22 protein-coding genes and 1 tRNA gene are annotated in these 23,588 nt (G+C 70.9%); 20 read left to right on the top strand and 3 right to left on the bottom strand.

Translation table 11 applies throughout. From position 1 onward, the window contains the following. Positions 1 to 43: 43 nt before the first annotated feature. The gene (locus QN157_08225; protein MDR7555577.1) at positions 44 to 217 is read left to right on the top strand and encodes a hypothetical protein; all 174 of its coding nucleotides are present in this window, start codon (positions 44 to 46) and stop codon (positions 215 to 217) included. A gap of 179 nt (positions 218 to 396) precedes the next feature. Here the strand turns inward: QN157_08225 and solA are convergent, their stop codons facing one another. From solA to QN157_08210, 3 genes are all read right to left on the bottom strand, one after another. After that, complete coding sequence (gene solA, locus QN157_08220) at positions 397 to 1,524, bottom strand: N-methyl-L-tryptophan oxidase (GenBank protein MDR7555576.1); 1,128 nt, start codon at positions 1,522 to 1,524, stop codon at positions 397 to 399. Between the two features lie 64 nt (positions 1,525 to 1,588). Then, positions 1,589 to 2,746 (bottom strand): hypothetical protein, encoded by a 1,158-nt coding sequence (locus QN157_08215; GenBank protein MDR7555575.1) that lies wholly within the window; start codon positions 2,744 to 2,746, stop codon positions 1,589 to 1,591. Positions 2,747 to 3,232: 486 nt separating this feature from the next. Continuing rightward, positions 3,233 to 5,188 (bottom strand): helix-turn-helix transcriptional regulator, encoded by a 1,956-nt coding sequence (locus QN157_08210; GenBank protein ID MDR7555574.1) that lies wholly within the window; start codon positions 5,186 to 5,188, stop codon positions 3,233 to 3,235. A 347-nt stretch (positions 5,189 to 5,535) separates the two neighbouring features. On the opposite strand from QN157_08210, the gene QN157_08205 reads away from it, so the two are divergent. The 19 genes from QN157_08205 (at position 5,536) to QN157_08115 (ending at position 23,587) form a co-directional block, all read left to right on the top strand. Then, on the top strand, positions 5,536 to 6,360 hold the full coding sequence (locus tag QN157_08205) for an HD-GYP domain-containing protein (GenBank protein MDR7555573.1): 825 nt from the start codon (positions 5,536 to 5,538) through the stop codon (positions 6,358 to 6,360). A 167-nt stretch (positions 6,361 to 6,527) separates the two neighbouring features. Then, on the top strand, positions 6,528 to 8,933 hold the full coding sequence (locus tag QN157_08200) for a penicillin acylase family protein (GenBank protein MDR7555572.1): 2,406 nt from the start codon (positions 6,528 to 6,530) through the stop codon (positions 8,931 to 8,933). A gap of 58 nt (positions 8,934 to 8,991) precedes the next feature. Further along, on the top strand, positions 8,992 to 10,263 hold the full coding sequence (locus QN157_08195; GenBank protein MDR7555571.1) for a sugar ABC transporter substrate-binding protein: 1,272 nt from the start codon (positions 8,992 to 8,994) through the stop codon (positions 10,261 to 10,263). A 96-nt stretch (positions 10,264 to 10,359) separates the two neighbouring features. Further along, positions 10,360 to 11,232, top strand: a complete 873-nt coding sequence (locus QN157_08190; protein ID MDR7555570.1) for a sugar ABC transporter permease — start codon at positions 10,360 to 10,362, stop codon at positions 11,230 to 11,232. 66 nt (positions 11,233 to 11,298) lie between these two features. After that, complete coding sequence (locus tag QN157_08185; GenBank protein MDR7555569.1) at positions 11,299 to 12,201, top strand: carbohydrate ABC transporter permease; 903 nt, start codon at positions 11,299 to 11,301, stop codon at positions 12,199 to 12,201. 78 nt (positions 12,202 to 12,279) lie between these two features. After that, the gene (locus QN157_08180; GenBank protein MDR7555568.1) at positions 12,280 to 13,143 is read left to right on the top strand and encodes an IclR family transcriptional regulator; all 864 of its coding nucleotides are present in this window, start codon (positions 12,280 to 12,282) and stop codon (positions 13,141 to 13,143) included. Then, entirely contained in the window at positions 13,140 to 13,931 is a 792-nt protein-coding gene (locus QN157_08175) for an ABC transporter permease (protein ID MDR7555567.1), read from the top strand. Before QN157_08180 ends, QN157_08175 begins: the two co-directional genes overlap by 4 nt. Before the next feature lie 69 nt (positions 13,932 to 14,000). Then, on the top strand, positions 14,001 to 14,990 hold the full coding sequence (locus QN157_08170; protein MDR7555566.1) for an ABC transporter substrate-binding protein: 990 nt from the start codon (positions 14,001 to 14,003) through the stop codon (positions 14,988 to 14,990). After that, positions 14,990 to 15,763 carry an ABC transporter ATP-binding protein gene (locus QN157_08165; protein MDR7555565.1) on the top strand — a complete coding sequence of 258 codons (774 nt, stop codon included), beginning with the start codon at positions 14,990 to 14,992 and terminating at the stop codon, positions 15,761 to 15,763. Before QN157_08170 ends, QN157_08165 begins: the two co-directional genes overlap by 1 nt. After that, positions 15,760 to 16,695 carry a Gfo/Idh/MocA family oxidoreductase gene (locus QN157_08160; protein MDR7555564.1) on the top strand — a complete coding sequence of 312 codons (936 nt, stop codon included), beginning with the start codon at positions 15,760 to 15,762 and terminating at the stop codon, positions 16,693 to 16,695. Before QN157_08165 ends, QN157_08160 begins: the two co-directional genes overlap by 4 nt. After that, entirely contained in the window at positions 16,692 to 17,573 is an 882-nt protein-coding gene (locus QN157_08155) for a sugar phosphate isomerase/epimerase family protein (GenBank protein ID MDR7555563.1), read from the top strand. The genes QN157_08160 and QN157_08155 overlap by 4 nt, the downstream gene beginning before the upstream one ends. Further along, on the top strand, positions 17,570 to 18,424 hold the full coding sequence (locus QN157_08150; protein MDR7555562.1) for a sugar phosphate isomerase/epimerase family protein: 855 nt from the start codon (positions 17,570 to 17,572) through the stop codon (positions 18,422 to 18,424). Before QN157_08155 ends, QN157_08150 begins: the two co-directional genes overlap by 4 nt. Next, on the top strand, positions 18,421 to 19,434 hold the full coding sequence (locus tag QN157_08145) for an LLM class flavin-dependent oxidoreductase (protein MDR7555561.1): 1,014 nt from the start codon (positions 18,421 to 18,423) through the stop codon (positions 19,432 to 19,434). The genes QN157_08150 and QN157_08145 overlap by 4 nt, the downstream gene beginning before the upstream one ends. Positions 19,435 to 19,574: 140 nt before the next feature. Further along, positions 19,575 to 20,549, top strand: a complete 975-nt coding sequence (locus tag QN157_08140; GenBank protein ID MDR7555560.1) for a nucleoside hydrolase — start codon at positions 19,575 to 19,577, stop codon at positions 20,547 to 20,549. Positions 20,550 to 20,924: 375 nt separating this feature from the next. Next, positions 20,925 to 21,494 carry an elongation factor P gene (locus tag QN157_08135; GenBank protein ID MDR7555559.1) on the top strand — a complete coding sequence of 190 codons (570 nt, stop codon included), beginning with the start codon at positions 20,925 to 20,927 and terminating at the stop codon, positions 21,492 to 21,494. A 59-nt stretch (positions 21,495 to 21,553) separates the two neighbouring features. After that, on the top strand, positions 21,554 to 22,156 hold the full coding sequence (locus QN157_08130; GenBank protein MDR7555558.1) for a hypothetical protein: 603 nt from the start codon (positions 21,554 to 21,556) through the stop codon (positions 22,154 to 22,156). Positions 22,157 to 22,167: 11 nt separating this feature from the next. Further along, positions 22,168 to 22,359, top strand: coding sequence for a hypothetical protein (locus QN157_08125; GenBank protein MDR7555557.1), 192 nt, complete (start codon positions 22,168 to 22,170; stop codon positions 22,357 to 22,359). A gap of 99 nt (positions 22,360 to 22,458) precedes the next feature. Next, positions 22,459 to 22,533 (top strand) — tRNA-Gly (locus QN157_08120). 190 nt (positions 22,534 to 22,723) lie between these two features. Next, positions 22,724 to 23,587 (top strand): ABC transporter permease subunit, encoded by an 864-nt coding sequence (locus QN157_08115; GenBank protein ID MDR7555556.1) that lies wholly within the window; start codon positions 22,724 to 22,726, stop codon positions 23,585 to 23,587. Position 23,588 lies beyond the last annotated feature (1 nt).

The following is a 23,588-nucleotide window of genomic DNA, read 5'->3' as shown; positions in this document are numbered from 1 at the left end:
CAATCAAGATGGCAGAGACCACTGGTGCTGCGGAGGGACGGCCATGCCCGTACGTCTGCAAGTGCGCGACGCGGCCGCCGAGGCGCGCCGCGAGGTATCGCGCATCTCCAAGGAGCTGGAGTCGTTGTCCAAGTACCCGTCGAGCGAGGATCTCGCCAAGCATCTGAAGGCGCTCACCAAGGCACTTGACCGTTTCTTCGCGGAAGTGGCCGGCTGACCCCTGCGGCGGGCCGCACAGCCGCGGCCTCGATCGCCCCGCCGGCTCCGCCTGCAAGCCGGCCGGGGATCTGCGGCAGCGGATCCGCGCGGGCTCCTGCGCGTCGGTGCGGAGGCTCCGTCTGGACGCCGGTCGGCGGGCCTGCGGCGGAGGTGTGAGGACGCCGTGGACTCCGTCCCTCAGGCCTCGAATCGGGTCGCGCGGAACAGGCGCAGGTCGAACGCGCTGGCGCCGTCCAGGGCGAGGTCGGCCAGGATCTCGCCCATCACGCTGCAGAACTTGTAGCCGTGCCCCGAGAAGCCCGCGGCGACGCACACCTGCGGCGCCTCGGGCAGACGGTCGACGATGAAGTGCTCGTCGGGCGAGTTGGTGAACAGACACGTCTTCATCGCCATGGTCGGGCCGTCGGCCTCGGGGAAGTAGCGGCGTAGCCCCTCGCGCACCACCGCCTCGTCCTCGGCGGTGACCTCGCGCGAGACCGCATCCGGGTCGACCCGCTCGTGCCGGTGGTGGTACTTGCCGATCTTGACGCCCGGGACGCCGAAGATCGGAAATCCGTAGAAACGGCCCTCCGGCGCCTCGAGGTTGAAGACCGGGAACGCGCCCAGCCGGAAGAGCTCGGGCCGGCGCGGCTGCGCCCACAGCAGGACCTGCCGCTCGGGCACTGCCAGGGCGGCCAGCCGCGGAACGAGGCGGCCAGCCCACGGGCCCGCCGTGACGACCAGCCGCCGGGCACGGTAGACGGCGCGGTCGGTGCGCACGACGACCTGACCGCCGTCGGGGTCCCAGCTTAGCACCCGCTCGCGGGCGTGCACCTCGGCGCCGGCCGCCTGCGCCAGCATCACGTGGGCCACGATCGCGCGCTCGGACAGCACGAAGCCGCCGTCGGGCTGGTAGACCGCCACCATCTCCGGCGCCAGCCGGTAGCCGGGGTACCGCCGCCCGAGCGTGGCGGCGTCCAGCACCTCGTGGGGCAGGTGATGCACGGCGCACGAACGCAGCGACCCCTCGACCGTCACGCTGCCGGGGAGCCCGGCGTCGATCGCGCCGGTGATGTAGAGCAGCGGCTCGCCGTACCGGTGCTGCAGCTCGTGCCAGAGGGCGTACGCGCGACGCAGCAGCGGCACGTAGGCCGGATCCTCGAAGTAGGCCAGGCGGATGATGCGGGTGACCCCGTGGGAGGAACCGCGGTCGTGGGGGATGTCGAACTGCTCGAGGCCCAGCACCCGCGCCCCCCGGCGGGCCAGGTGGTAGACGGCGGCGCTGCCCATCCCGCCCACACCGATGACGACCACGTCGTAGGTCACCGCACGCTGCCCCTCGATCCTGCGGGATGCTCTGTGGCGTCGAGGCCGATCGCCGCCGCGCCGGTCACGCGCCCGCGGCCCCTGCCCCCATGGCCAGCACCTGGCGCAAGCGCCGGCCGACGATCTCAACGTCGCCGTCGTCCAGCGTGTGGGCCGCCAGCACCAGGGCGTGGTCCTCGACGCGCACGCGAATGCTGGGCTCGCCCTCGCGCAGCGCGGCCTCCACGGCCGCGGCCGTCGTCCCCACCCGGGCCTCGTCCAGGCGGACGACCAGGCGCTTCCAGGGCGAGGGCTGCTCCCAGACGAGCTCGGCCCGCACGCCAGCGAGGCCCTCCAGCGCCGCCGCGATCGCCCGCAGGCGCCGCTCCTGCTGGGCCAGGCGCGCCTCGTGGTCCAGCGCGAACCACTCCTCCAGCGCGACCACCGTGGCGATCACCTCGTGGCGGTCGACCTTGTAGCCGCGGCCAAGCGCCTGGGTGTCGGCGCTCTCGTAGGCGACGAAGTTGTTCTGGATCACGGCCTCGACCGCCTGGCGGGTGCCGCACACCACGCCCGCCGAGTTCACCGCACCGAAGTACTTGGCTCCGAAGCACACCAGATCGGCGCCGCTGCCACCGGCCAGCCAGCGCATCCTGTCCAGCGGATACACCTCAGCCGCCGCGTCGACGAGCACCGCGATCCCGGCGCGGCGCGCGATCGCCACCACGTCGGCCAGCGGCAGCACGCCCGACGTGCCCTCGGCCTTGGCCAGGTACAGGATGCCCGCGGTACGTGGCCCGATGGCGGCCTCCAGTTGTGCGGCCGTGGTGCCGTTTGCGTCGCCGACGGGCACGAGCCGGCCGCCGGGCACCGTCACCGCGCGGTCGTAGTGGTAGCGGGTCGGGGCCTGGATCAGGAACTCGTCGCGCATGCCGTCGGTGGCGGGCAGCCGGGCGATGCGTGCAGGATCCGCGCCCGTCATGATGGCCGCCGCGCCCAGCACCAGGCCGGCGAAGCACCCCGAGGTCACGACGGCGGCCTCGGCCCCCAGCTGCGCCGCGATGGCCTCGCCCGAGCGCGCGAGCAACTCGGCCATGTCCACGAACGCGTCGTTGGCCGCAGCCATTGCGGCCAGCACCCGCGGCGAGAGGCGCGAGCCACCCAGCAGCGTCATGTTCCCGCACGCGTTGATCACGCGGCGTACGCCCAGCGTCCCGTACACGTCCCTGGTCGCGCGGTCCATGCGGTGACCTCCGTGCTCCCGGCATCCGGTGGACTCCGGCCAGATCCGGCCGCCAGCAGGTGTAATTACACCGCGACGCCTCGCCACCTGCCGTGCCACCCCTCTGCGCAGATCGCGGCGGTGCGCACTGGTCCCACCGATGCGGGGACGCCACGCCTATCACGTAGGGCGTCTTGGCGCCGGCGGCACTGTCTCACCGACGCGCGGACGCGCGCCCCCGGAGGGACGCGCGTCCGCGCGTTGCGTGTCCGGGGTCGCCGCCGGCGTCGCGTGCGCCGTCGATCGAAGGGCGCACCTGCGTGGATGGGGACGCGCCGGTGTGAATGAGGATGCGTGGGCGTGGATGAGGATGTACGGGCGTGGATGAGGATGCATGGACGTGAATGAGGATGCCCGGGCCTCCACCCAATGCGCGGAGTGGACCCACTGCACGGACGTGAGGCGATGCCGCGGCGGTCCGGTTGTCGTAAGTGCCGAGGGCAGGGGTTAGCCCGACGCCACCTGCGCGAGGGCCTGGGTGATGGACGCCCAGCGCGCCGCGACCTCGGCCATGTACGCCGCCTCCGCCTCGCGGCCGGCGCGGTGCAGGCGCACCGCCTCTTCCGCGTACTGGCGCACGCGCGCGGGCGCCTGCGCGGCACCCGCCGCCCGCAGCCGCGCAGCTTCCCGACGCATCGCGTCCGCCCGGACCGGGTTGCCGGCGGCCTCGCATGCGACTGCCAGCGCCTCCAGCAGTTCCAGCCGGTCCTCGACGGGCGTGCCCGGCATATCCAGCAACGCCTCGAGGCGCTCGACCGCGGCGGCCGCATCGCCCATGGCCACGTGCGCCTGCGCCATCAGCCGTTCCACCTGGCGGCAGGCGGCCACGTCACCGGCACTGGCGAACACCCGGCCGCACCGCTCCAGTCGCCCCACCACCCCTCCGACCTCACCGGCGCGCAGGTCCAGCCGCGCCAGCGCGACCTCGGCCTGGGCCTCGCCCAGCAGGTCGCCGCTGGCCCCGGCCAGCTTCGCCGCCTGTGCGAACGCCGCGCGCGCCTCCTGGAGCGAGCCCATCGCCTCGTACGCCCGGCCCATGTGGCGCCAGTAGCGCGCAGCGGTCTGTCCCGTCGATGCGGGCGCGACGCCCATGGCCATGGCCAGCGCGCGCATCGTGCGTTCCGGCACGCCGGCGTTGCGCTCCGCCCGCTTGACGGTCGTCACCTCGAAGCCCGCCCGTTCGGCGAGCTGTTCCTGGGTCCACCCCAGCGCGATGCGCAGCGCACGGATCTCCTGCCCCGTGGGCGCCGGCGTCGGCAGGTCCGGCGCGCTGCGGTCGGCACGATGCGACAGGCGACGCGGCGGAATCCCGCCGTCGGTCCAGGGCGCAGGGCGCTCGCGCATCGTCGCGGGAAGCGGCGGTGCCACGCCTGCCCGGTCAGCCTCGGGGACGGCCCGATCGTCGTCAACGCCGTGCCACGCGCGGCCGTGCTCCGCGTCCACCGCCAGGCCCAGTTCAGCGGCCAACGCCCGCGCCACCTGCTGCTCGCGAGGCGCCAGCGGCTGACGGGTAGCGCGCCGCAGGCGGAGCAGTACGGGCACCACGTCCGCGAGCACCGGGGGCCGGCCCAGCGTACAGGCCAGCTCGAACGCCAGCACCGCGGTCTCCAGGCCGCCTGCGGGGTCGACGCGGCTCTGGAACTCTGCGGCCAGCGCCAGGGCCGATGCGTGCGTCGCTGCGTCCAGACGGGCGCTGACGTCTGCCAGCAGCGCGCGTACCGCGTCCAGGCCGCCTGTCACATCCTCGCGCACGAGGCGTAGCCGCACGAGGTCCACGCGGACGGGCGTCGGAGCGCCGCGCAGCCGCCGGTATTCTCGTTCAGCACGGTTGAGCGCGACCTCTGCCCGCCAGACCTCGCCCAGGTCCAGCAGGGCCCGACCGCCGCCGTGCAACGCCTCGGCGGCGCGCCGCAGCCGACGCGCCTGCAGTGCCAGCCGTCGGGCCCGGTGGAACGCCCGGAGCGCCTCGCGGGGGCGACCGCGCATGCGCAGGACCGCACCGAGGACCAGGTAGGCGTCGGCGGCCACGGCCGCATCCACGCCGCGGGCCAGCCGCACCGCCCGGCCCGCCGCCGCCGCAGCCCGCCGCAACGTGCCGCCAGCATAGTGCGCGCGGGCGAGGCGGGCGTACAGCCGGGCGCGCAGGGCCGGCGGCGGGTCCATCTGTTGTGTGAGTATCTCCAGCGCCCGGCCGAAGTTCTCTGCGGCGATCTGGTGGGCGCCAGCGTGCATGGCCAGTCGCCCGGCGTCCTCGAAGAACGCGGCAGCCCGGGCCGGGGCCGTGGGTGCCAGCATGGCGGCCGCCCGCGCGAGCAGTGCCTGTGCCGGGCCGGCCCCTCCCGCCCGCCGGTAGCTTTCCGCCTGTCGGAGCAGTTCCTCTAAAGTCACCGCGAGGTTCCTCACACCTTCCTGGTGCGCCGCGCGCGACGGCGCGCGCTGCGTGCCCCGACGGTGCAAATTGCCCTGGTCCTGCGAGGGTTGTTCCCGTACAACAGAGTCGCTAGACCTAGACGCCACGCCCGCTGCCGGGTGCAGGCCCAGATGGTGCACCGCGCGCAACGCAGGGGAGCTGCGAGCGGCGGGCGACGGAGCAGCCGGCTACGACGAGCAGTGCCGGAGCCCTCAGCCGGTCTCATCCGTCGCCCGCCCCGCAGGCGCGGGCGGGACGACGACGCAGGAGACACGCGATGCCGCCGCACGCCGTGATGCCGAGCACGACGGAGCACTCCGAGGGGTGGGACGGAGGCTCCATGCCCCGCGCCGCGGACCGCGTCGGGGGCGTCGACGCGCTCGGGCGGGTCGACCGGCCCGGCCGACTGGAGGAACTCGAGCGCGCGTACATCTGCGCGCTGCTGGCGCTGACCGACGCCGCCGACGCCCGCACCGAGTACCGTCCGGGGCACGCGCGCCGCAGCGGCGAGCTGGCCGCACAGGTGGCGCGCGCGATGGGCTTGCCGCCAGACCAGGTCGAGGTGGTGCGCTACGGCGCCATCCTCCACGACGTCGGCCAGATCAGCGTGCCCGAGGAGATCCTGCGCAGCCCCTGCCCGCCCACGGCCGAGGAGTGGCGGACGATCCGCACTCATCCGGTGTCCGGCGCGCAGCTGCTCGCGGTCATCCCCCGGCTGGCGGGCGTCGCCGAGATCGTGCGCGCCCACCACGAGCGGTGGGACGGCCGCGGCTACCCGCGGGGGTTGCGCGGTGAGGAGATCCCCCTGGGCGCGCGCATCGTGGCGGTGGTCGACGCGTACCTGGCGATGATCGAAGACCGGCCGTACCGGTACGCGCGCAGCCCCCAGGAGGCGGTGGGCGAACTGCAGCGACGCGCCGGCACGCAGTTCGACCCAGCCGTCGTCCGCGCGTTCGTCCAGGTCGTGCGCGCGAGCCGCGAAGAAGAAGACCGCAGCGGACCGGCCGAGACGGCCGGCCTGACCACCGCAGAGATCCCCGTCGCGCCCGCCGCAGGTCCGCACGGCGACGTCCTGGAGGATCCCGACGGCATCTGGCAGCCGCTGCGCGAGAGCCTGACCCGGTTGACGCGCACCAGCGCGCGCCCGGACGACGGCGTGCGCTAGCCGGTTCGTCCCGGCGTCCCCGTTCCGCCGGGCCTCGGATTCCCGGGCGTTCGAGGCGACGCGCCTTCGACAACCGTGCGCATGGACGCCGCACGCCCACTGAACGCGCCGGAGCGCGCATCGGCACCGCCAGGAGTTCCCCCCGTAGCGCCACGAATGCACGTCCTATGGTGCGATCTTCGACTGACCTGCTGCGCCAGCTGGGGGCCGGCGTCCCCATCGAGGCCGTCTGCGCCGCCGAAGGACTCACGCGGCAGGCGTTCGACGCCTGGTGGCAGGCGGAGGTCGCCGCACGCGTGCCACCAACCACCGGCACGTTCCGCGTCGGCGCGCCGGGGCCGGTCCGGATCCTGCGCGATCGCTGGGGCATCCCCCATGTCCTGGCCGCACGTGACGACGCCCTGTTCTTCGGCGTCGGCTTCGCCATGGCCCAGGACCGCTTGTGGCAGATGGACTACCTGCGCCGGCGCGCGCTGGGGCGGCTGGCGGAGGTGCTGGGTCCCGATGGCCTCGAGCTGGACATCGTGGCCCGCACCGTCGGCCTGCCCCACATCGCGCAGGCCCACCTCGAGCGCCTGCCGGCGACCACCCGGGTGGCCCTCGAGGCGTTCTCCGCCGGGGTGAACGCCTGCATCGGCGTGCGCGCAGGGGGCCTGCCCATCGAGTTCGCCCTGCTCGACTACGCGCCCGACCCGTGGACACCGTACGACTCGCTGGCGGTGCTGGCCGAGTTGCGCTGGTACCTCACCGGGCGGCTGCCCGTGATCGCCATCCCCGAGCTGGCCAAGCGCGTGCTGCGCGACCCCGGGCTCTACGAGGCGTTCCTGCTGCCCGAAGCCGGCGACGAGACGATCGTCGCGGCGGTGGCGCCCGCGGCGACGCCGGTGGAGCCGCTCGCCAGCGGGGGCGCCGGCGAGGGACCGGGCAGCAACAACTGGGCCGTAGCCGGACACCGCAGCGTGACCGGCCGACCGCTGCTGGCCAGCGACCCCCACATCGCCTTCGGGGTCACCAGCTGCTGGTACGAGCTGCACCTCTGCGGCGGGTCGTTCAACGCCGCCGGGATCGCCTACGTGGGCACGCCGGCCCTGCTCATGGGCCGCAACGCGCGCGTGGCGTGGGGCGTGACCAACAACCTCTGCTCGCAGCGCGACCTGTACCTCGAGCGCACCGATCCCACGCACCCCGGCGCGTTCCTCTACGACGGCCGATGGGAGCCGGCGCGCGAGCGCCGCGAGGAGATCGCCGTCCGCGGCGCGCCGGCCGTCGACCTGGTCGTGCGCGCGTCGCGCAACGGCCCTATCGTCGACCACCTGCTGCCCGGCCCGCTGCGCGACACCGGTCCCGTGAGCCTGCGCTGGCTGGGCGCCGAGGACAGCGACGAGCTGACCTGCCTGCTGGAGATCGCCCGGGCAGACAGCGTGGCCGCCGTCCGCGCCGCGCTGCGCACCTGGAGCGTTCCCACGCTCAACTTCGTCCTGGCCGACGTCGACGGCCACATCGCCTACCAGTGCGCCGGCCGCATCCCGATCCGCGAGCAGTGGGACCGCGCCTACCGGCCCGGATGGGACCCCGCCCACCAGTGGCGGGCGTTCATCCCCTTCGACATGCTGCCCGCGGTCGTCGACCCGCCCACCGGCTGGGTGCGTACTGCCAACAACCACAACGCGCCGCCCGACTTCCCCTACCCTCTCTCGGGGACCTGGAGCAGCGGCCTCCGGGCCCGCCGCATCCGACAGCTGCTCGAGGCGCAGGAGCGCTTCAGCGCCGACGATTTCGCCCGCATGCAGCTCGACGTGCTGTCGCTGCGGGCCGTCGAGGGCGTCCCCGGGCTGCTGGCGCTGGTGGACGGCAGCGGCGACGCCCGTGTGCGTCGCGCGGCGGCAGTGCTGCGTGCCTGGGATCGCCGCATGACGACCGATGCCGTCGGCGCCGCCATCTTCGAGGTGTTCTTCGCAGAGTGGTGCCGCGCCGTCGCCGCCGCGCGCTTCCCGGCGCCCCTGGTGGACCTGATGGCCAGCGCCAACGCCGGCCTTGCGCTCGCCCTGCTGACCGGCGATCCCTGGGGCTGGTTCCCCGACGGCGACCGCGCCACCGCCGCACTGCACGCGCTGCGGCGCGCGGTGGACGCCCTGGAGGCCCGGCTGGGCCCGGCCATGGACACCTGGACCTGGGGCCGCATCCACACGATCCCGCTACGCCACGCGTTGTCCGGGCGGGGCGACCTGGGGACGTTGCTCGACCGCGGCGGCCTCCCTGTCCACGGCAGCGGCGTGACCGTGTGCAACACCGGCTACGATCCCAACTACCTGGCCAGCCTGGGCGCCAACTACCGGCTGATCGCCGACCTGGCCACCGATCCTCCCGTACTGTGGGCCGTCGACGCGGCGGGCGCCTCGGGCGAGCCCGGAAGCCCGCACTACGGTGACCAGCTGCCCGAGTGGCTGGCGGGACGGTACCACGTCATCCCGCTGGATCCGGCGCGGGCGGAGCAGGACGCAGTCGCCGCACTGCTGCTTGAGGATGCGCTGCTCGAGGAGGAACGCTTGACGCTACCGCCAGGCCGCCCATAACGTCTTCTTGGAAGGCGACTCTGTGCCCGTGATGCCGCGGGCGACGGGAGGTGCACCGGTGCGTCCCCGGTCGGTGGTGTGCAAGGCCGCGGTTCCCGTGCTGCTCCTCGTCCTGGTGCTGGGCCTCGCGCCAGCGTTCCCCCAGGCCCGCCCTACACTGAAGATGATCTGGGTCGGCTGGCCCGAAGCGCACATCGTGCCCTTGGTGCAAGCGGCGGCGGCCGATGCCGGCGTCGAGGTCGACCTGGAGCGCATCCCCTTCGGGCGGCTGTTCGAAACACTGGATATCCGCCTGGGCGCGCGGACGAGTACCCCCGACGTCTACGCCGTCGATGGGCCGATGACGGCGTCGTACGCGGTGCGCGGCCACCTGCTGCCGCTGGACGACGTCTTCACGGCCGACGAGAAGCGCGACTGGCTGCAGGCATGCATCGACCAGGGGACGTTCGACCGGAAGCTGTACTCTGCCCCAGTCGTGACCAGTTCGCAACTCCTGTACTACAACAAGACGCTGTTCCAGCGCGCCGGCCTACCGTTCCCGCCCGCTGACGTGCGGCAGCGCTGGACGTGGGAGCGGGTGGTCGAAGCCGCACGCAAGATCGCGCGCCCCGCGGAGGGTATCTGGGGCCTCGTCCTGGAGCAGACCGACCGCCCCTACCAGATCCTGCCGCTGGCGCAGTCGAAGGGGGCGGCCGGAATCAGCCCCGACGGGCTGCGCGCCTCTGGCTACATCGACACACCCGCGTTCGTCGACGCCATGACCTTCTACCAGCGGCTCTTCACCGAGTGGCAGGTGAGCCCGAAAGGGCTGTTCGAGATCCCGCAGGTCACCGAGCTCTTCGGTACGGGCAAGCTGGCCATGCTTGTAGGCGAGCTGTGGAACCTGCGCTTCCTGGAAGCTTACAGGGACCTCAGCTGGGGCGTCGCCCCCCACCCCTATTTCCAGGGCGGAAAGGTCGTGACGCCTACGGGATCGTGGCACATCGGCATCAACCCGCGGACCGAACGGCGGCGGGAAACGATCGCCTTCGTCAAGGCGTTCGTGAGCAGCAAGGAGAACGCCATGCTGTTCGACCTCACCCGGCGCACCCCGTGCCGGCGGTCGGTGTACCGGCAGAAGGCCGGCGAGTTCTCGCTGGCACCGTGGCGGATCGTCCTCTACGAGCTGGCCAATACCGCCGTGCCCCGGCCACTCACCCCGGGGTTCCGGGAGTACGAGAACATCCTCCAGCAGGCGCTCCGTGATATCCAGCTGGGTGCGGACGTGCAGCGCACACTGCGCGCAGCGGCCGCGCGCATCGATCGTGAGCTGGCCAAGTACCGACAGTGACGGCCGTTTCCTCCGCATCGTGAGCCGCGGCGATGTCGTCCCCGGGGAAGACGGCCTCCGGGCAGGACCGGCAGTGATGGCTGTCTCCTTCGTATCGTGAGCCTGCGGCGGCGCGAGGCGTTCCTGCCCTACCTCTTCATCGGGCCGGCGGTGGGCGGGCTGCTGGTGTTCCGGGTCTACCCCATGGTCCTGGCGCTGTGGCAGAGCCTGCACACGCAGACCCTGGACGGCTTGCAGCGGTTCGCAGGGCTGGCAAACTACCTCGCCATCTTCTCCGATCCCCAGGTGTGGAACGCAGCGCGCGTGACCGCCGTCTTCAATCTGCTCATCAACCCGCTGCAGATCGCCCTCGCCCTGGGCCTCGCCCTCCTGGTCAACCGCCAGGTGCCCGCCATAGGGGTCTTTCGCACAGCCTACTTCCTGCCGATGACCGTCTCGTTGACCATTACGGCCATCATCTGGAACCTGGTGCTGAACCCACAGCTCGGGCTCGCCAACGGCATCCTGGTCCGCCTGGGCCTGCCCCCGCAGCCGTTCCTCATCAGCGAGCGGCAGGCGCTGGCATCGATCATCGTGCTGGCCACGTGGAAGGGCGTGGGGTACTGGATGGTCTTCCTGCTGGCGGGGCTGCAGCAGATCCCCGCCACCGTGCTCGAGGCGGCCAGCCTCGATGGCGCGACCCCGTGGCGGCGGTTTCGCGACGTGACGTTTCCCCTGTTGCGCCGCGTCCTGGCGTTCGTGCTGGTGGCCGACCTGGCCATCAACATCCTGATGTTCGTCCCGGTCTACCTGCTGACCGGCGGCGGCCCCCACGGCTCGACGGAGCTGCTCATGTTCCACGCGTACCGCGTCGCCTTCGTCTTCCTGGACTGGGGGCGGGCGACGGCCCTGGCGGTGCTGATCGTGGCGGCGCTCCTGGTGCTCACCGGCGTGCAGCTCCGGCTGCTCCGGGCCGAGTTCGAGTACTAGCGCCGGGACATGTGGTCCCTGCCGCGCTCCGGGGTCCGGCGCCCGCTCGGCAACGGCCAGCGTGGAATGGCCACGGCCGCAGCGCTCGCCTCGCAGGTGCCCACCGCCCGGACCGTTGTCGCTGCGCGCCGGCGCCGCCCGCGCTGGTCCCGGGCTGTCCTCTACGCGGCCCTCACCCTCATCGCCCTCGTCATGCTTACGCCCCTCTACTGGGCGCTGCTGTCGGCGGTACGCCCGCAAGAAGTGGTCTTCCAGCACGTTCGCCCGGTCAGCTGGCGGACGTTCGTTCCCCAGGAACTGACCCTGCAGTATTTCGGCGAGGTCCTGACACGCACGCGCTTCCCCAGGGCGCTGGCCAACAGCCTGTTCATCAGCCTCACCACCGTGGGCGCCGGTCTAGTGGTGAACTCGCTGGCCGGCTTCGGGTTCGCCAAGTTCGCCTTCCGCGGGAAGGCGCTGCTGTTCGTGGTCGTGCTGTTGACGTTCATGATGCCCTTCGAGGCCATCGTGATTCCGCTGTACATGGTGATCCGCCAGCTCGGGTGGGTGGACTCGTACCTGGCGCTGATCGTGCCGGCGATCCCCCACGGGCTCTCCATCTTCCTCTTCCGCCAGTTCTTCGCCGAGTTCCCCAACGACTTGCTGGACGCCGCCCGCATCGACGGCGCCTCCTGGTGGGCGATCTACTGGCGTGTCGTCGCGCCGCTGTCGACGCCTGCGTTCATCAGCGCTGCCCTCATGCTCTTCATCATGCAGTGGGACGCGTTCTTCTGGCCCCTGGTGGCCGCCAATTCGGCGGCACACACCGTTGTCCAGGTGGAGATCTCACGATTCGTCATGCAGGAGTCGACCTCGTGGGGCCGCCTCTTCGCCTCCACCGCCATGGCCATCGGGGTACCGATGACTCTGTTCTTCGCCCTCCAGCGGTACTACGTGCAGGGCGTGACCGCCACAGGGCTGCGGGCCTAGCCATGCGGAGCCCCCCAGCCTGCCGGTGCGGTACCGGCAGGAAGGTGGGCGCGCACGCCGAACAACGCGGTAAAGCAAATGGCGTTTGTCAATAACAACCGCAGCATCAAGTCGCTGACCAAGGCCCTGCGCATCCTGCACGCCGTGGGCGACCAGGCGGAACCCGTGTCCGTCGCCGCGCTCAGCCGCGCGCTTGCGATGCCGAAGGGCACGCTGTTTCCGTTCCTGCGCACCATGACGGCTGAGGGACTCCTCCTGGCCCACGGCAGGGGCCAGTACACGCTGGGGCCGCGGCTGGTGGAGCTCGCGGCCATGTTCCACGCACAGGTGCGCCTCCGCGACGTCGCCCGCCCCCACCTGGAGCATCTGGCGCACGCGTGCGGCGAGGTCGCGCACCTGTGCGTCCTCAGCGAAGGCGAGATGGTCTACCTGGATCGCGTGGAGACCCGTCGGGTCGTCCAGGTCGGATCGCGCATCGGCGGTCGGTGCCCGATCCACTGCACCGGTGTCGGCAAGGCGTACCTGGCCTTCCTCCCCGAGGCGGAGGTGCGCTGGCTGATAGGTCGGTACGGCTTGCGCCGCTACACGCCGCGGACGATTACCGCACCCGAGGCGCTCCTGGCAGAGTTGCGCCGCATCCGCCAGCGCGGCTACGCCATCGACCGCGCCGAGCACGACGCCGAGGTGCGGTGCGTGGGGGCACCCGTCTTCGACCACGAAGGCCGGGTCGTCGCCTCCATCAGCGCCGCCGGGCCTGCCTACCGGATGACCACTGCGCGCATGCGACGCATCGTTCCCCTGGTGCTGGAGGCCAGCCTCGCGATCTCCCGGGCCTTGGGGCACCGTGCAGGCCCCGGCGTGGTGGTGCCCGCTCGCTGCACCCCCCAGCGCCCGCAGACTACGCAGGCCCCGGCGCCGTCACGCCTCACGGTGGTACCATGAGCGAGCCCCTGCGCCGGGGTGCGAGCTACGCGATCACGCTGACCCTCGCGGTCGCTCTCTGGTGGGTGATCGCCACCCTGGGACGGCTGCCCGACTACGTCCTTCCGGCCCCGGGGGTGGTCTGGCGCACGTTAATCGCCTCCCTGGGTCCGTTGACCCCGCACATCCGGGTGACGCTTCGGGAGATCCTCGTCGGATTCGGCCTCACGGTCGTCGTCAGCATCCCCCTGGCGCTCCTGATCGCGTACTGGAAGCCCTTCGAGCGCACAGTCTACCCGCTCATCGTGCTCCTCCAGCTGATCCCCAAGATCGCGCTGGCGCCGCTGTTCATCGTATGGTTCGGGTTCGGGTTCGTTCCGAAGGTTGCCATCGTGTTCCTGTTGTCCTTCTTCCCGCTGGTCATCGACAGCACCACCGGGTTCAAGTCCGTCAATCCCCTGTTGCTGCACCTGGCGCACACCATCACCGGGTCAGAATGGCGTATCTTCTGGCGCATTCGGCTCCCGGCGGCGCTACCGCACATCTTCGCTGGTCTCAAAGTCGCCATCGCCTTCGCTACGGTCGGCGCCATCGTCGGGGAGTTCGTGGGCGCCGACCAGGGGATGGGGTACATGCTGCTGCGCGCCAACGGTGACCTCAACACACCGCTCCTGTTTGCCATCCTGGTGCTGCTCTCGGGGATCGGGATCGTCTTGTACATGCTCGTCGAGGGCGTGGAACGGGCCGTCATTCCCTGGCATGTGTCGATCCGTCGGGAACTGGCGCAGGTCGAGCGCTCCACGCTGTGAAAGGGGGACATCGGGGTGCGACGCTCCCCGGAGTGGCGTGAACACCTACCAGACAAGGAGGGGACAGGCATGCGCCACGCCATCGGTATCGTCCTCGTCGCGGTGCTGGTCCTGGGGCTGACCTCAAGCTCGGCACCGCAGTCGCTCACACCGGTGTCGTTTCGCCTGAACTTCGTGGCCGTCGGGCTGCACGCGCCCTTCTACCTGGGATTGGATCGCGGCTTCTACCGTGAGGCCGGCATCGATCTCAGGATCGGCGAGGGCACGGGCTCGGCCACGACGGTGCGGCTGGTGGGCAACCGCAGCGACCTCTTTGGGTTCGCCGACGCGGGTACCGCCATCATCGGCATCGCGCAGGGCATACCGGTCAAGATCATCGCCCCCATCTACCAGATGAACGGGTTCGCCATCATCGCCGCTGCCGATGCCGGCATTCGGACCCCCAAGGACTTGGAGGGCAAACGCGTAGGGGTCACGCCGGGCGACGCGCTGTCGGCGCTGTGGCCCGCGCTGGTGGGCGCCAACAACATCGACGAGAGCAAGGTGCGGCTGGTGGCCATGGATCCTGCGGCCAAAGTCCCGGCCATGCTCAACAAGCAGGTCGACGCCATCCTGGGCGGCGCCGACGACCAGGCCGTGACGTTGAAGCAGCGAGGCATGCCGGTGGTCGTCCTCCGGTTCGCCGACTACGGCGTGTCCACCATCGGGCTGTCCATCATCGCCCACCAGGAGACGCTGACCTCCCAGCCGGCGCTGGTGCGGGCGTTCCTGCGGGCGACGGTGCGGAGCTGGGACGTGGCGCGGCGGAACCCCGACGTCGCCATCGCCGTGCAGAAGAAGTACATCCCCGCGTTGAACGAGGCCATCGGCCGCGACCAGCTGGCGGTGGCCATCAGCAGCCTGTTCAGCAAGAGCTCCAACGAACTCATGAAAGCCACCGACAAGGACTGGCTCGACACCGTGGTGCTCCTGGCGCGCTACATGGGCGTCACCGGCCGCTTCGGCCCCAAGCACTACTACGACCAGAGCTTCCTGCCCGACTCCCTGCCGACGCGCTGATGGCGTGCGCGGTCGAGGTGCGCGGCCTCGACGTCACGTACCGGTCGCCTTCCGGGCCGGTCCCGGCACTGGCGGGCGTCGACCTGCAGGTGCACCCGGGGGAGTTCGTCTCCATCCTCGGGCCATCGGGGTGCGGCAAGAGCACGCTGCTCCTGGTGGTCGCCGGCCTCGTCACGCCCACCCGTGGGGACGTGCGCGTCGACGGTCGTCCGGTGCGCGCGCCTGTGCGCGAGATCGGGATCGTCTTCCAGGAGCACCTGCTGCTGGACTGGCGCAACGTCCTGGACAACGTCCTGCTGCAGATCGAACTCCGAGGGCTGCCGCGCCAAGCCTACACGGGAGCGGCGCGGACCCTGCTGGCCCGCATGGGGCTGCAGGGGTTCGAGACCAAGCACCCCTTCGAGCTGTCCGGAGGCATGCGGCAACGCGTGGCCATTGCGCGGGCCATCATCCACAACCCGCCGCTGCTGCTCATGGACGAACCCTTCGGGGCACTCGACGCGCTCACCCGGGAGCAGATGCGGGTAGACCTGGAGCGGTTGTGGATGGACCTGCGCAGCACCGTGCTGTTCGTCACTCACGATATCGCCGAGGCCATTCTCCTCAGCGACCGGGTGGCGGTCATGACCGCGCGGCCGGGGCAACTCGCCGACATCATCTCGATCGCGCTCCCGCGCCCCCGTACCGGCGACGTGCAGACGGGGCCGGAGTTCCTGTCCTATCGGACCCGTATCCTCGACATCTTCTACAGGTTTGGGGTGCTCCATACGTGACGAAACCCACGCTCCGTGTGGCGGTAATCGGCGTCGGGACGATTGCCCGGTCGGTCTACTTGCCGATCCTCCTGGCCAGCGAGTGCACGATCGCTGGCGTCATGAGTCGGACGGGCGAACGGGCTCGTGCCATCGCGGCGCAGTACAACATCCCACGAGTGTACGAGACGCTGGACGAGGTAGACGCTGACTGCGCCTTCGTGCTCACCCCCAAGGACACCCACGCATCCATCGCGGCAGCGCTCCTGCGGCGCGGCATTCCGGTCTTCCTGGAGAAGCCCATGGCGACCACCCTGGCCGACGCGGAGGCTCTCCTTCAGACCGCCGAGGCCTCGGGGGCCCTGCTCATGGTGGGCTTCAACCGACGCTACGCGCCGGTGTACGACGCGCTGCACCGGGAGTGGGCCGACCATCCGCCAGACGTGATGGTCGCCGAGAAGAACCGCCCGGGCACAGAGTATCGCGCGACGCTGGAGAACGCGATCCACATGATCGATCTGCTGCGGTGGATCTGCGGTGAGGCCGTGAAGGTGGTGGCCGCCAGCCAGTTCGAGGACGCGTACTACGAAACGTCGTGCGTGGCGCAGATTCGGTTCGCGCGTACCCTGGGCGTTCTGATCGCCAACCGCACCTGCGGCCAGTGGGTGGAACGCGTGGAGACCTACGGTCGCGGAAAGAGTGTGATCGTCGACGCGCCGGAGTGGGTTGCTGTCCTCGATCAGCGTCAAACGCACACCACCAGCCTCACACCGCTGGCCATGGGATGGGCGTCGGTGCACGACCGTCTGGGTTTCCGCCAGGAGGTCGAGGAGTTCCTGACGGCCGTCCGGCACGGTGGGACTGTGCGCACGCCGGCGCGGGACGCCTTCGAAACCCACCGCCTCACCGACCGCATCCTGCGGGCAGCGGGGTTGCCCGGCCTGGCGCCATGATCATCGCCGGACACACCATGGGAACCCCCGAGCACACGGTGCCCGAGGCGCTGGAGCTGTTTGCGCGTCTGGGGTTGGAGGCAGCAGAGGTCATCTGGCAGGAGGGCTACCGCTGTGGCCTCGACCCCGCAACGGACGTGAGCACGCTGCAAACCATACGCCGCCATGCCGAGCGAGCCGGGGTGCCCATCGTCGCCCTGACACCCTACGAGGCGTCGTTCAACGATCTTGACCCGCAACGACGCCGCGATGCCATCGACGCGTACAGCCGGGCTCTGGAGGCCGCCCCGATCCTCGGTGCCCGGTGGCTACGGCTCTACGCTGGTCGCTTCCTCCCCGGAGACGACCGGTGGGACGAAAAGTGGGCCTGCCTCGTCGACGCGCTCCAGGAGCTGGGCAGTCGCGCCCAGCGCGTCGGTGCGGTCATCTGCGTGGAGAACCACTTCAACACTATGGCCGATACCGCTGCGCGGACGGCGGCGCTGGTGCGCGCCGTGGATCACCCCCACGTGCGCGTCCTCTACGATCAACCGAATCTCGGGTTCATCGGTGCCGAGCCCTGGGAAGAAGCCCTACGGGTGTTGGCGGGACTGATCGCCTACGTGCACGTGAAGGACTTCGTCTTCACCGATCCCACACGGCCGTTTAGTGCCCGCGACGTGAGCCACGTGGAGGCCGAAGCGCGCATCGTCCGCTCGCGAGTCGTGGGCGAGGGGATCGTGCCCTGGCCCCAGATCCTGTCCGCCCTGCGTGAACAAGGGTACGATGGGGTGCTGTCGCTCGAATACGAACGCCGCTGGCACCCCGAGGACCTGCCGCCCGCCGAGGAAGGCATGGCGCGTGGGGCCGCGCGGCTGCGGCAGTGGCTGGCCACATGAAGCTGGCAGTCGTCACCGATGAACTGAGCGACGACCTGGAGACCGCACTGGAGCTCGCCGCCGAGTTGGGGCTGCGCCACGTCGAGCTTCGAGGCGTCGGCGGGCGCCGGGTGCCCAGGCTCGACCCCTACTGGCGTCGACGGCTCCCCCAGCTGTTGGCGCGCTTTCGCGTGGAGGTCGTGGCCATCTCGCCGGGCCTGTTCAAAATCCCCCTGCCCACGCCCGTGCCCGAGGGCTTTCAGGTCCTGCGCTGGCAGGATCGTGAGGAGTCCGCACGTGAGCGCCGCCAAGAGGCGCTGCTTGCCGACCATCGCACCAGGCTGCTGGAAGAGAGCCTGGCGTTCGCGCAGGAGCTCGGCTGCCGCGTCGTCGTCACCTTCGGTATCGTGAAGACGCCGGGCGTCACGTTCATGCCGCAGACGGTCGTCGAGGTCCTGGCGGAAGCCGCCAGCACCGCCCAGCGAGCGGGGATCGTCCTGGCCCTCGAGAACGAGCACATCTGCTGGGCCGACACGGGAGCCCGGACGGCTGCGCTGGTGCGTCAGATCGGCTCGCCGGCCCTGCGCGTAAACTGGGATCCCGGCAATGCCCTGGCGGCTGGCGAACGACCGTACCCGGACGGCTACGCCGCGGTACGCGGCCTCGTCGCCCACGTCCACGTGAAGGATGCGCGTCGTGCGGCTCCTGATACGGTCGAGTGGACGGTCGACGGCGACATCGACTGGGCGGCGCAACTACGGGCGCTCCGCGACGACGGGTACGAGGGCGCAATCTCCATCGAAACCCATGTCCGGCCGAAGGTCGCTGGGGTCCGGGCCACGCTCCGGCGAGTCCAGGAGGCGTTGCGTTGAAGTTCGGCATCCAGCCCACGGAGGGGGGAGCGCGCACTGCTGAGGCGCTCGCCGAAGTCGTCCGCGCTGAAGAGATGGGCTTCGACTCGGTGTGGCTGTCGGAGCACCACGGCGTGCACGACCACTACTGGCCGTCCCCGCTCCTGATGCTTGCGGCCGTTGCTGCCCGCACCGAGCGCGTCGTGCTCGGCACGAACATCATCGTCCTTCCCTTCTACCACCCCCTCCGCGTGGTCGAGGAAGCGGCCATGCTGCAGATCCTGTCCAAGGGACGCGCGATCCTCGGTGTGGGCATGGGGTACCGCCACGATGAGTACGCCGCGTTCGGCGTCCCGACGCGCGACCGGGGTCGACGCTACGAGGAGGCCCTCATGGCCATCCGCCACCTCATGGCACGCGACGGGACGCCGTTTCACGGCCAGTACTTCCACATCGCCCCAATCGCCGTCGAGCCCTGGGCGCCGTTCCCGATCTGGGCTGGGGGGTGGGGCCGTGAGAACCTGCGGCGGGCGGCCCGCTACGCCGACGCCTGGATCCCGGGCCCTGTGGCCGACCTCCGGCGGTTGCTGGACTGCCGCGCCCAGTACGAGACCTATCTGAGAGAGGCAGGGGTGGATCCGGCATCGCGTCCCCGGGTGCTCACGCGCGAACTCATCATCGCTCCGACCAGGGCGCGGGCGTTGGAGGCCGCCGAACGCTACTTGCTCCCCATCTATAGGGACGAGTACGGCGGCAGCTGGCGCCACGGGCTGGTAGACGCCAGCCGCGCGCGTGACCTCGACGCGATCGGGACAGAGCGATTCATCGTGGGGTCTCCTGATGATGTTATCGAGGGCATTCGGTTCTTCGTGGAACGGTTCGGGTGCGACCACCTGATCTTTCGCCTCTACGGGCCCCATACCCCTCACGCGTTCATCATGGAAGAGATCGCACTCCTGGGCCGCGAGGTGCTGCCCGTGTTTCGTCCCAACGGGCGGGAGGCCACGCAAGCCGAGGGAAGACCGGTGTGACGCTGCTGACGGGCCGTGACCACGTGATGTTCCCTGGTTCTGAGACCGCCTCTGTCAGACGCCGAACTACGCCAGGCGCAGCACCGGGGGCGCGTGGGACGGAGCGCGCCCGTCGGGCGTACTCGTAGGGAGGAACAGCGATGTCTGCCGATACGCCTCCAGTCTTCCTCGACGTCGACACCGGCCACGACGACGCCTTCGCCATCCTGCTGGCGGCACGTCGGCTGCATGTCGTGGGCGTCACCACGGTCTGCGGCAACGCGCCGCTGGAGCGCACCACCGAGAACACGCTGAAGATCCTGGAGGCTGCCGGCCTGACCGACATCCCGGTGGCCGCCGGCATGGCCCGGCCCCTGGTGAACCCGCCGTTGCACGGGCCCGAGATCCACGGCCCGTCCGGCCTGGACGGCCACGACTTTCCGCCGCCGCGCCTGCGCCCTGACCCGCGGCACGGCGTGTCGTTCCTCATTGACGAGATCCGCCGCCACCCCGGCTGCTGGCTCGTGCCCACCGGGCCGCTCACCAACGTCGCCGTGGCCCTGCGCGAGGCGCCCGACCTGAAGGACTGCCTGGCCGGGATCAGCCTGATGGGCGGCTCCACCGAAGGCGGCAACGTCACCCCCGCGGCGGAGTACAACATCTACGCCGATCCCGAGGCGGCGGCCGTGGTCTTCGAGTCCGGCATCCCCCTGTGGATGGCCGGCTTGAACCTCACGCGCCAGGCCCTGATGACCGACGACGAGGTGCGCCGGCTGCGGGCACTGGGCACGCACCTGGGCCGGGTCGCCGCCGACCTGCTCGACTTCTACGTCGGCACCGCGCGCCGGGTCTTCGGCCGACCGGGCGGGTACATGCACGATCCCTGTGCCGTGGCCTGGCTGATCGACCCGGCGGTCGTGACCTTCCGCCCCGCGCACGTGGCCGTCGAGCTCCACGGGACCCTGACCCGCGGCATGACCGTGTGCGACTTCCGTCACGTTACCGGTACCCCCGACCAGATCCAGGCCCATGAGGGCGTGCGCCGCAGTAAACCGCCCAACGCGCAGGTAGGCGTGCAGCTCGATCGGGCACGGTTTCTCGACCTCCTGCTAGGCGCCCTTGGGGAGTACCCCTGAGTGCCGCCCGAGGACTTGCCCGAGCGCGACAGCTGATCGGCGTCTGGCGTCTGGGACGAGCCCTGCCGCTGTCCTGCGGGAGGAACCTGAGCGCGGCGCGACCGGTGACGTGTGCGAGTACCCCCAGGCCCCCAGCGCCCCGTGGACGGCACGCCCTGAACCCCGCGCGACCGGTGACCGTCTGCGAAGGCACGCCCCCCATCAGCGCGCCTGCGCGGCCCGGGCAAGGAAAGTGGGTAGCGGCCCGGTGACCCAGGGAAACGCTCCGAACAGTCGCGACACCGGGCAATGCCACCCTTGTCGCCCGTAGATCCCCTATACTGATACTGATATCGGGTGTAGACTCACCTCCTGGCTGCGGGAGAGCTGTCTGCGATGGTCGTCGCGTCCGCGCTCCGGCCGGGCATGGCGATCCGGCTCGAGGGCGAGCTCTATAAAGTGCTCAGCGCCACCTTCCACGCCGGCGGCGGCCAGATGGGCGGTGTGACCCACGCCAAGCTGCGCAACGTCCGTACCGGCGCGGTCCGGGAGTGGCGGTTTCGCGCCGACGAGCCGGTTGCCGACGTGCCCCTGGAGCGGCGGTCGATGCAGTTCCTCTACGCCGACGACGTCCTCTGCCACTTCATGGACACCGAGACCTACGACCAGGTGGCGATCGAGCGCACCCGCCTGGGTCGTCCGGCCGCGTACCTGACCGAGGGTATGGTGCTCCCGGTGGAGTTCCACGAGGACCAACCGGTGGGCGTCGTCTTCCCGGACATCGTGGAGGTGCGGGTGGCCGAGACCGCACCGCCTGCCCATGGGGTGGGCACCGAGAACGTCTGGAAGGAGGCAAAGCTGGAGAACGGCGTCGTCATCCAGGTGCCGCCCTTCATCGCGGCCGGCGAGTGGATCCGCGTCGACGTGGAGGCCGGCGCCTACGTCGAGCGGGCGAAGCGCAAGTAGCCGTCCGGGGTCCGCGCGGCTGGGACCGAGCGCTCTCGCCGTGGTATAGTTCTGTCACGATGCCTTTTACGCTCCGCGACTTCGAGGGTTTGCTGCGGGCGCTGGAGAAGCGCGCCGAGTGGCGGGCCCAACTGCGCCGTCTGCTGCTGACCGACGAGCTGCTCTCGCTGCCGGAAATCGTGCGCCAGCTGGCGGTGCGGGTGGAGCAGCTGGCCGCCGCCCAGCAGCGTACCGAAACCCGCCTCGAGCAGCTGGCCGCCGCCCAGCAGCGCACCGAGACCCGCCTCGAACAGCTGGCCGCCGCCCAGCAGCGTACCGAGACCCGCCTCGAGCAACTGGCCGCCGCCCAGCAGCGCACCGAGACCCACCTCGAACAGCTGGCCGATGCGCAGCGTCGCACGGAGGGCCAGGTTACCCGACTCGTGGAGGAGATGCACCGCCTCGCCGAGGCCCAGCGGGAGACAGCCCGACAGCTTGGCACGCTTGCCGAGACCCTCGGGTTCACCCTGGAGGACCTCGCGCGCGAAGTCGCTCCCGCCTACCTCGAGAAACACTGCGGGATCCGCGTGGGCGCCCTGGAGCGACGCTTCCTCACGGTGGACGGTGAAGAGGTCGAAGTCGACCTGTACGGCGAGGGACGCGCGACGGCGAACGCATCGTAGTGGTCGGCGAGGTGAAGAGCCGCATCCACGGCCGGGACGTGGAAGCGTTCTGGAGGCAGGTCCAGACCCTCGCCCCGGTGTTGCCGGGCGCCCCGGTGCCTGTGCTCTTCGGCTTCGTGATCCACCCATCCGCCGTCGAGGCCGCCACCCGCGCCGGCGCCGTCGTCATATCGTCATCGGGCGCCACGGGGGCCCGGGGGTGACCGGTGACCGCGGGACGCGCGCGACGGGGGTCGCCGGGCAGACCGCTCTGGAAGGGGCGCTCCGGGCCATGCCGAATCTGGTATAATGCGGGCGAGCGGGCGGGTGTAGCTCAGCGGTAGAGCATCGGCTTCCCAAGCCGAGGGTCGCGGGTTCGAATCCCGTCGCCCGCTCCAGGCCTGTCCCAGTGATCTTCCCAGCTGAGCAGGATGAGGGTTTCGCGGGTACGAACACCACGAACGCAGCGTCGCCGTAGCATGCGGCGCTAAACTGTGCATGTCCTCTCCTGGTCGGGAGACGTTCACGAAGGCTGTCCGAACCCATCACGACACGCGACAGCGCCTTCTCTTCGGCGTCCTCTCGGTCGTGTTCGCCGTCGGGACCTACGGCTTGCTGGCGGAGTCCGGGCGCTGGGTCGACGCGCCGTGGATGCCCGAGGGGCTGGCGGCGGTGCACCGGCGGGAAGCCCTGCCCTCGCTACCACAACTGGGGCGGACGCTGGTGTGGCTGGTTGGCCCGGAAGCGTCTGCGGGGCCGGTCGGCCCCGGAGCGCCAGGCGGGCATTCCCACGGGGATGGTCACCTGGGTTTCCTCATCCAACGGCGGATCACCCTGCAGGGCGCTCTGGCACGCACCACGGCCCGCGTCCTGACCGGCCTGGCCGCCGGCGCGCCCGCGGGCATCGCGGTAGGGCTCGCCATGGGCTGGAGCCGCGTGGTCGATGCGTATGTTCACCCGGTATTCAGCCTGCTGCGCTCGATTCCACCCTTAGCGCTGTTGACGTACCTGATGCTGTGGCTGGGGCACGGCGAGGCGCACCTGCTGGTGCCGGTGGGCTACGCCGCGTGCGTCACGCTGGTGGTGGCTGCCTACCACGGTCTCCGCGACCTCCCTGCCGTGTACATCCTGGCGGCGCGGGCGTTGGGGGTGCGCGGCAGGTTGTTGTGGCGCCGGGTGCTCCTCCCGGCCCTCGGCCCCTCGCTCCTCTCGGGAGTTCGCTACGCGCTCATGCTCGCGTGGATGACGGCGGTGGGCGCAGAGATGCTCATGGCTGACGATGGCATCGGCCACCTCATCGTCGGAGGCGGTCTGTGGTCCTCCCGCCTGGAGATCGGTGCCGACCCCGCCGTGGTCATGGTAGGGATCGTTGGTCTGGCCGCGACCGGGTACGCGATGGACGCGCTAAGCAGGACCGTCGCGGCCAGGCTGACCGGCTGGGCGCGGAGGTGAC

Source organism: Armatimonadota bacterium (assembly GCA_031459855.1).
Lineage (GTDB): Bacteria > Sysuimicrobiota > Sysuimicrobiia > Sysuimicrobiales > Humicultoraceae > Fervidifonticultor > Fervidifonticultor primus.
The sequence above is the reverse complement of the archived record's forward strand: the minus strand, read 5'-3'. Positions and strand labels throughout refer to the sequence as shown.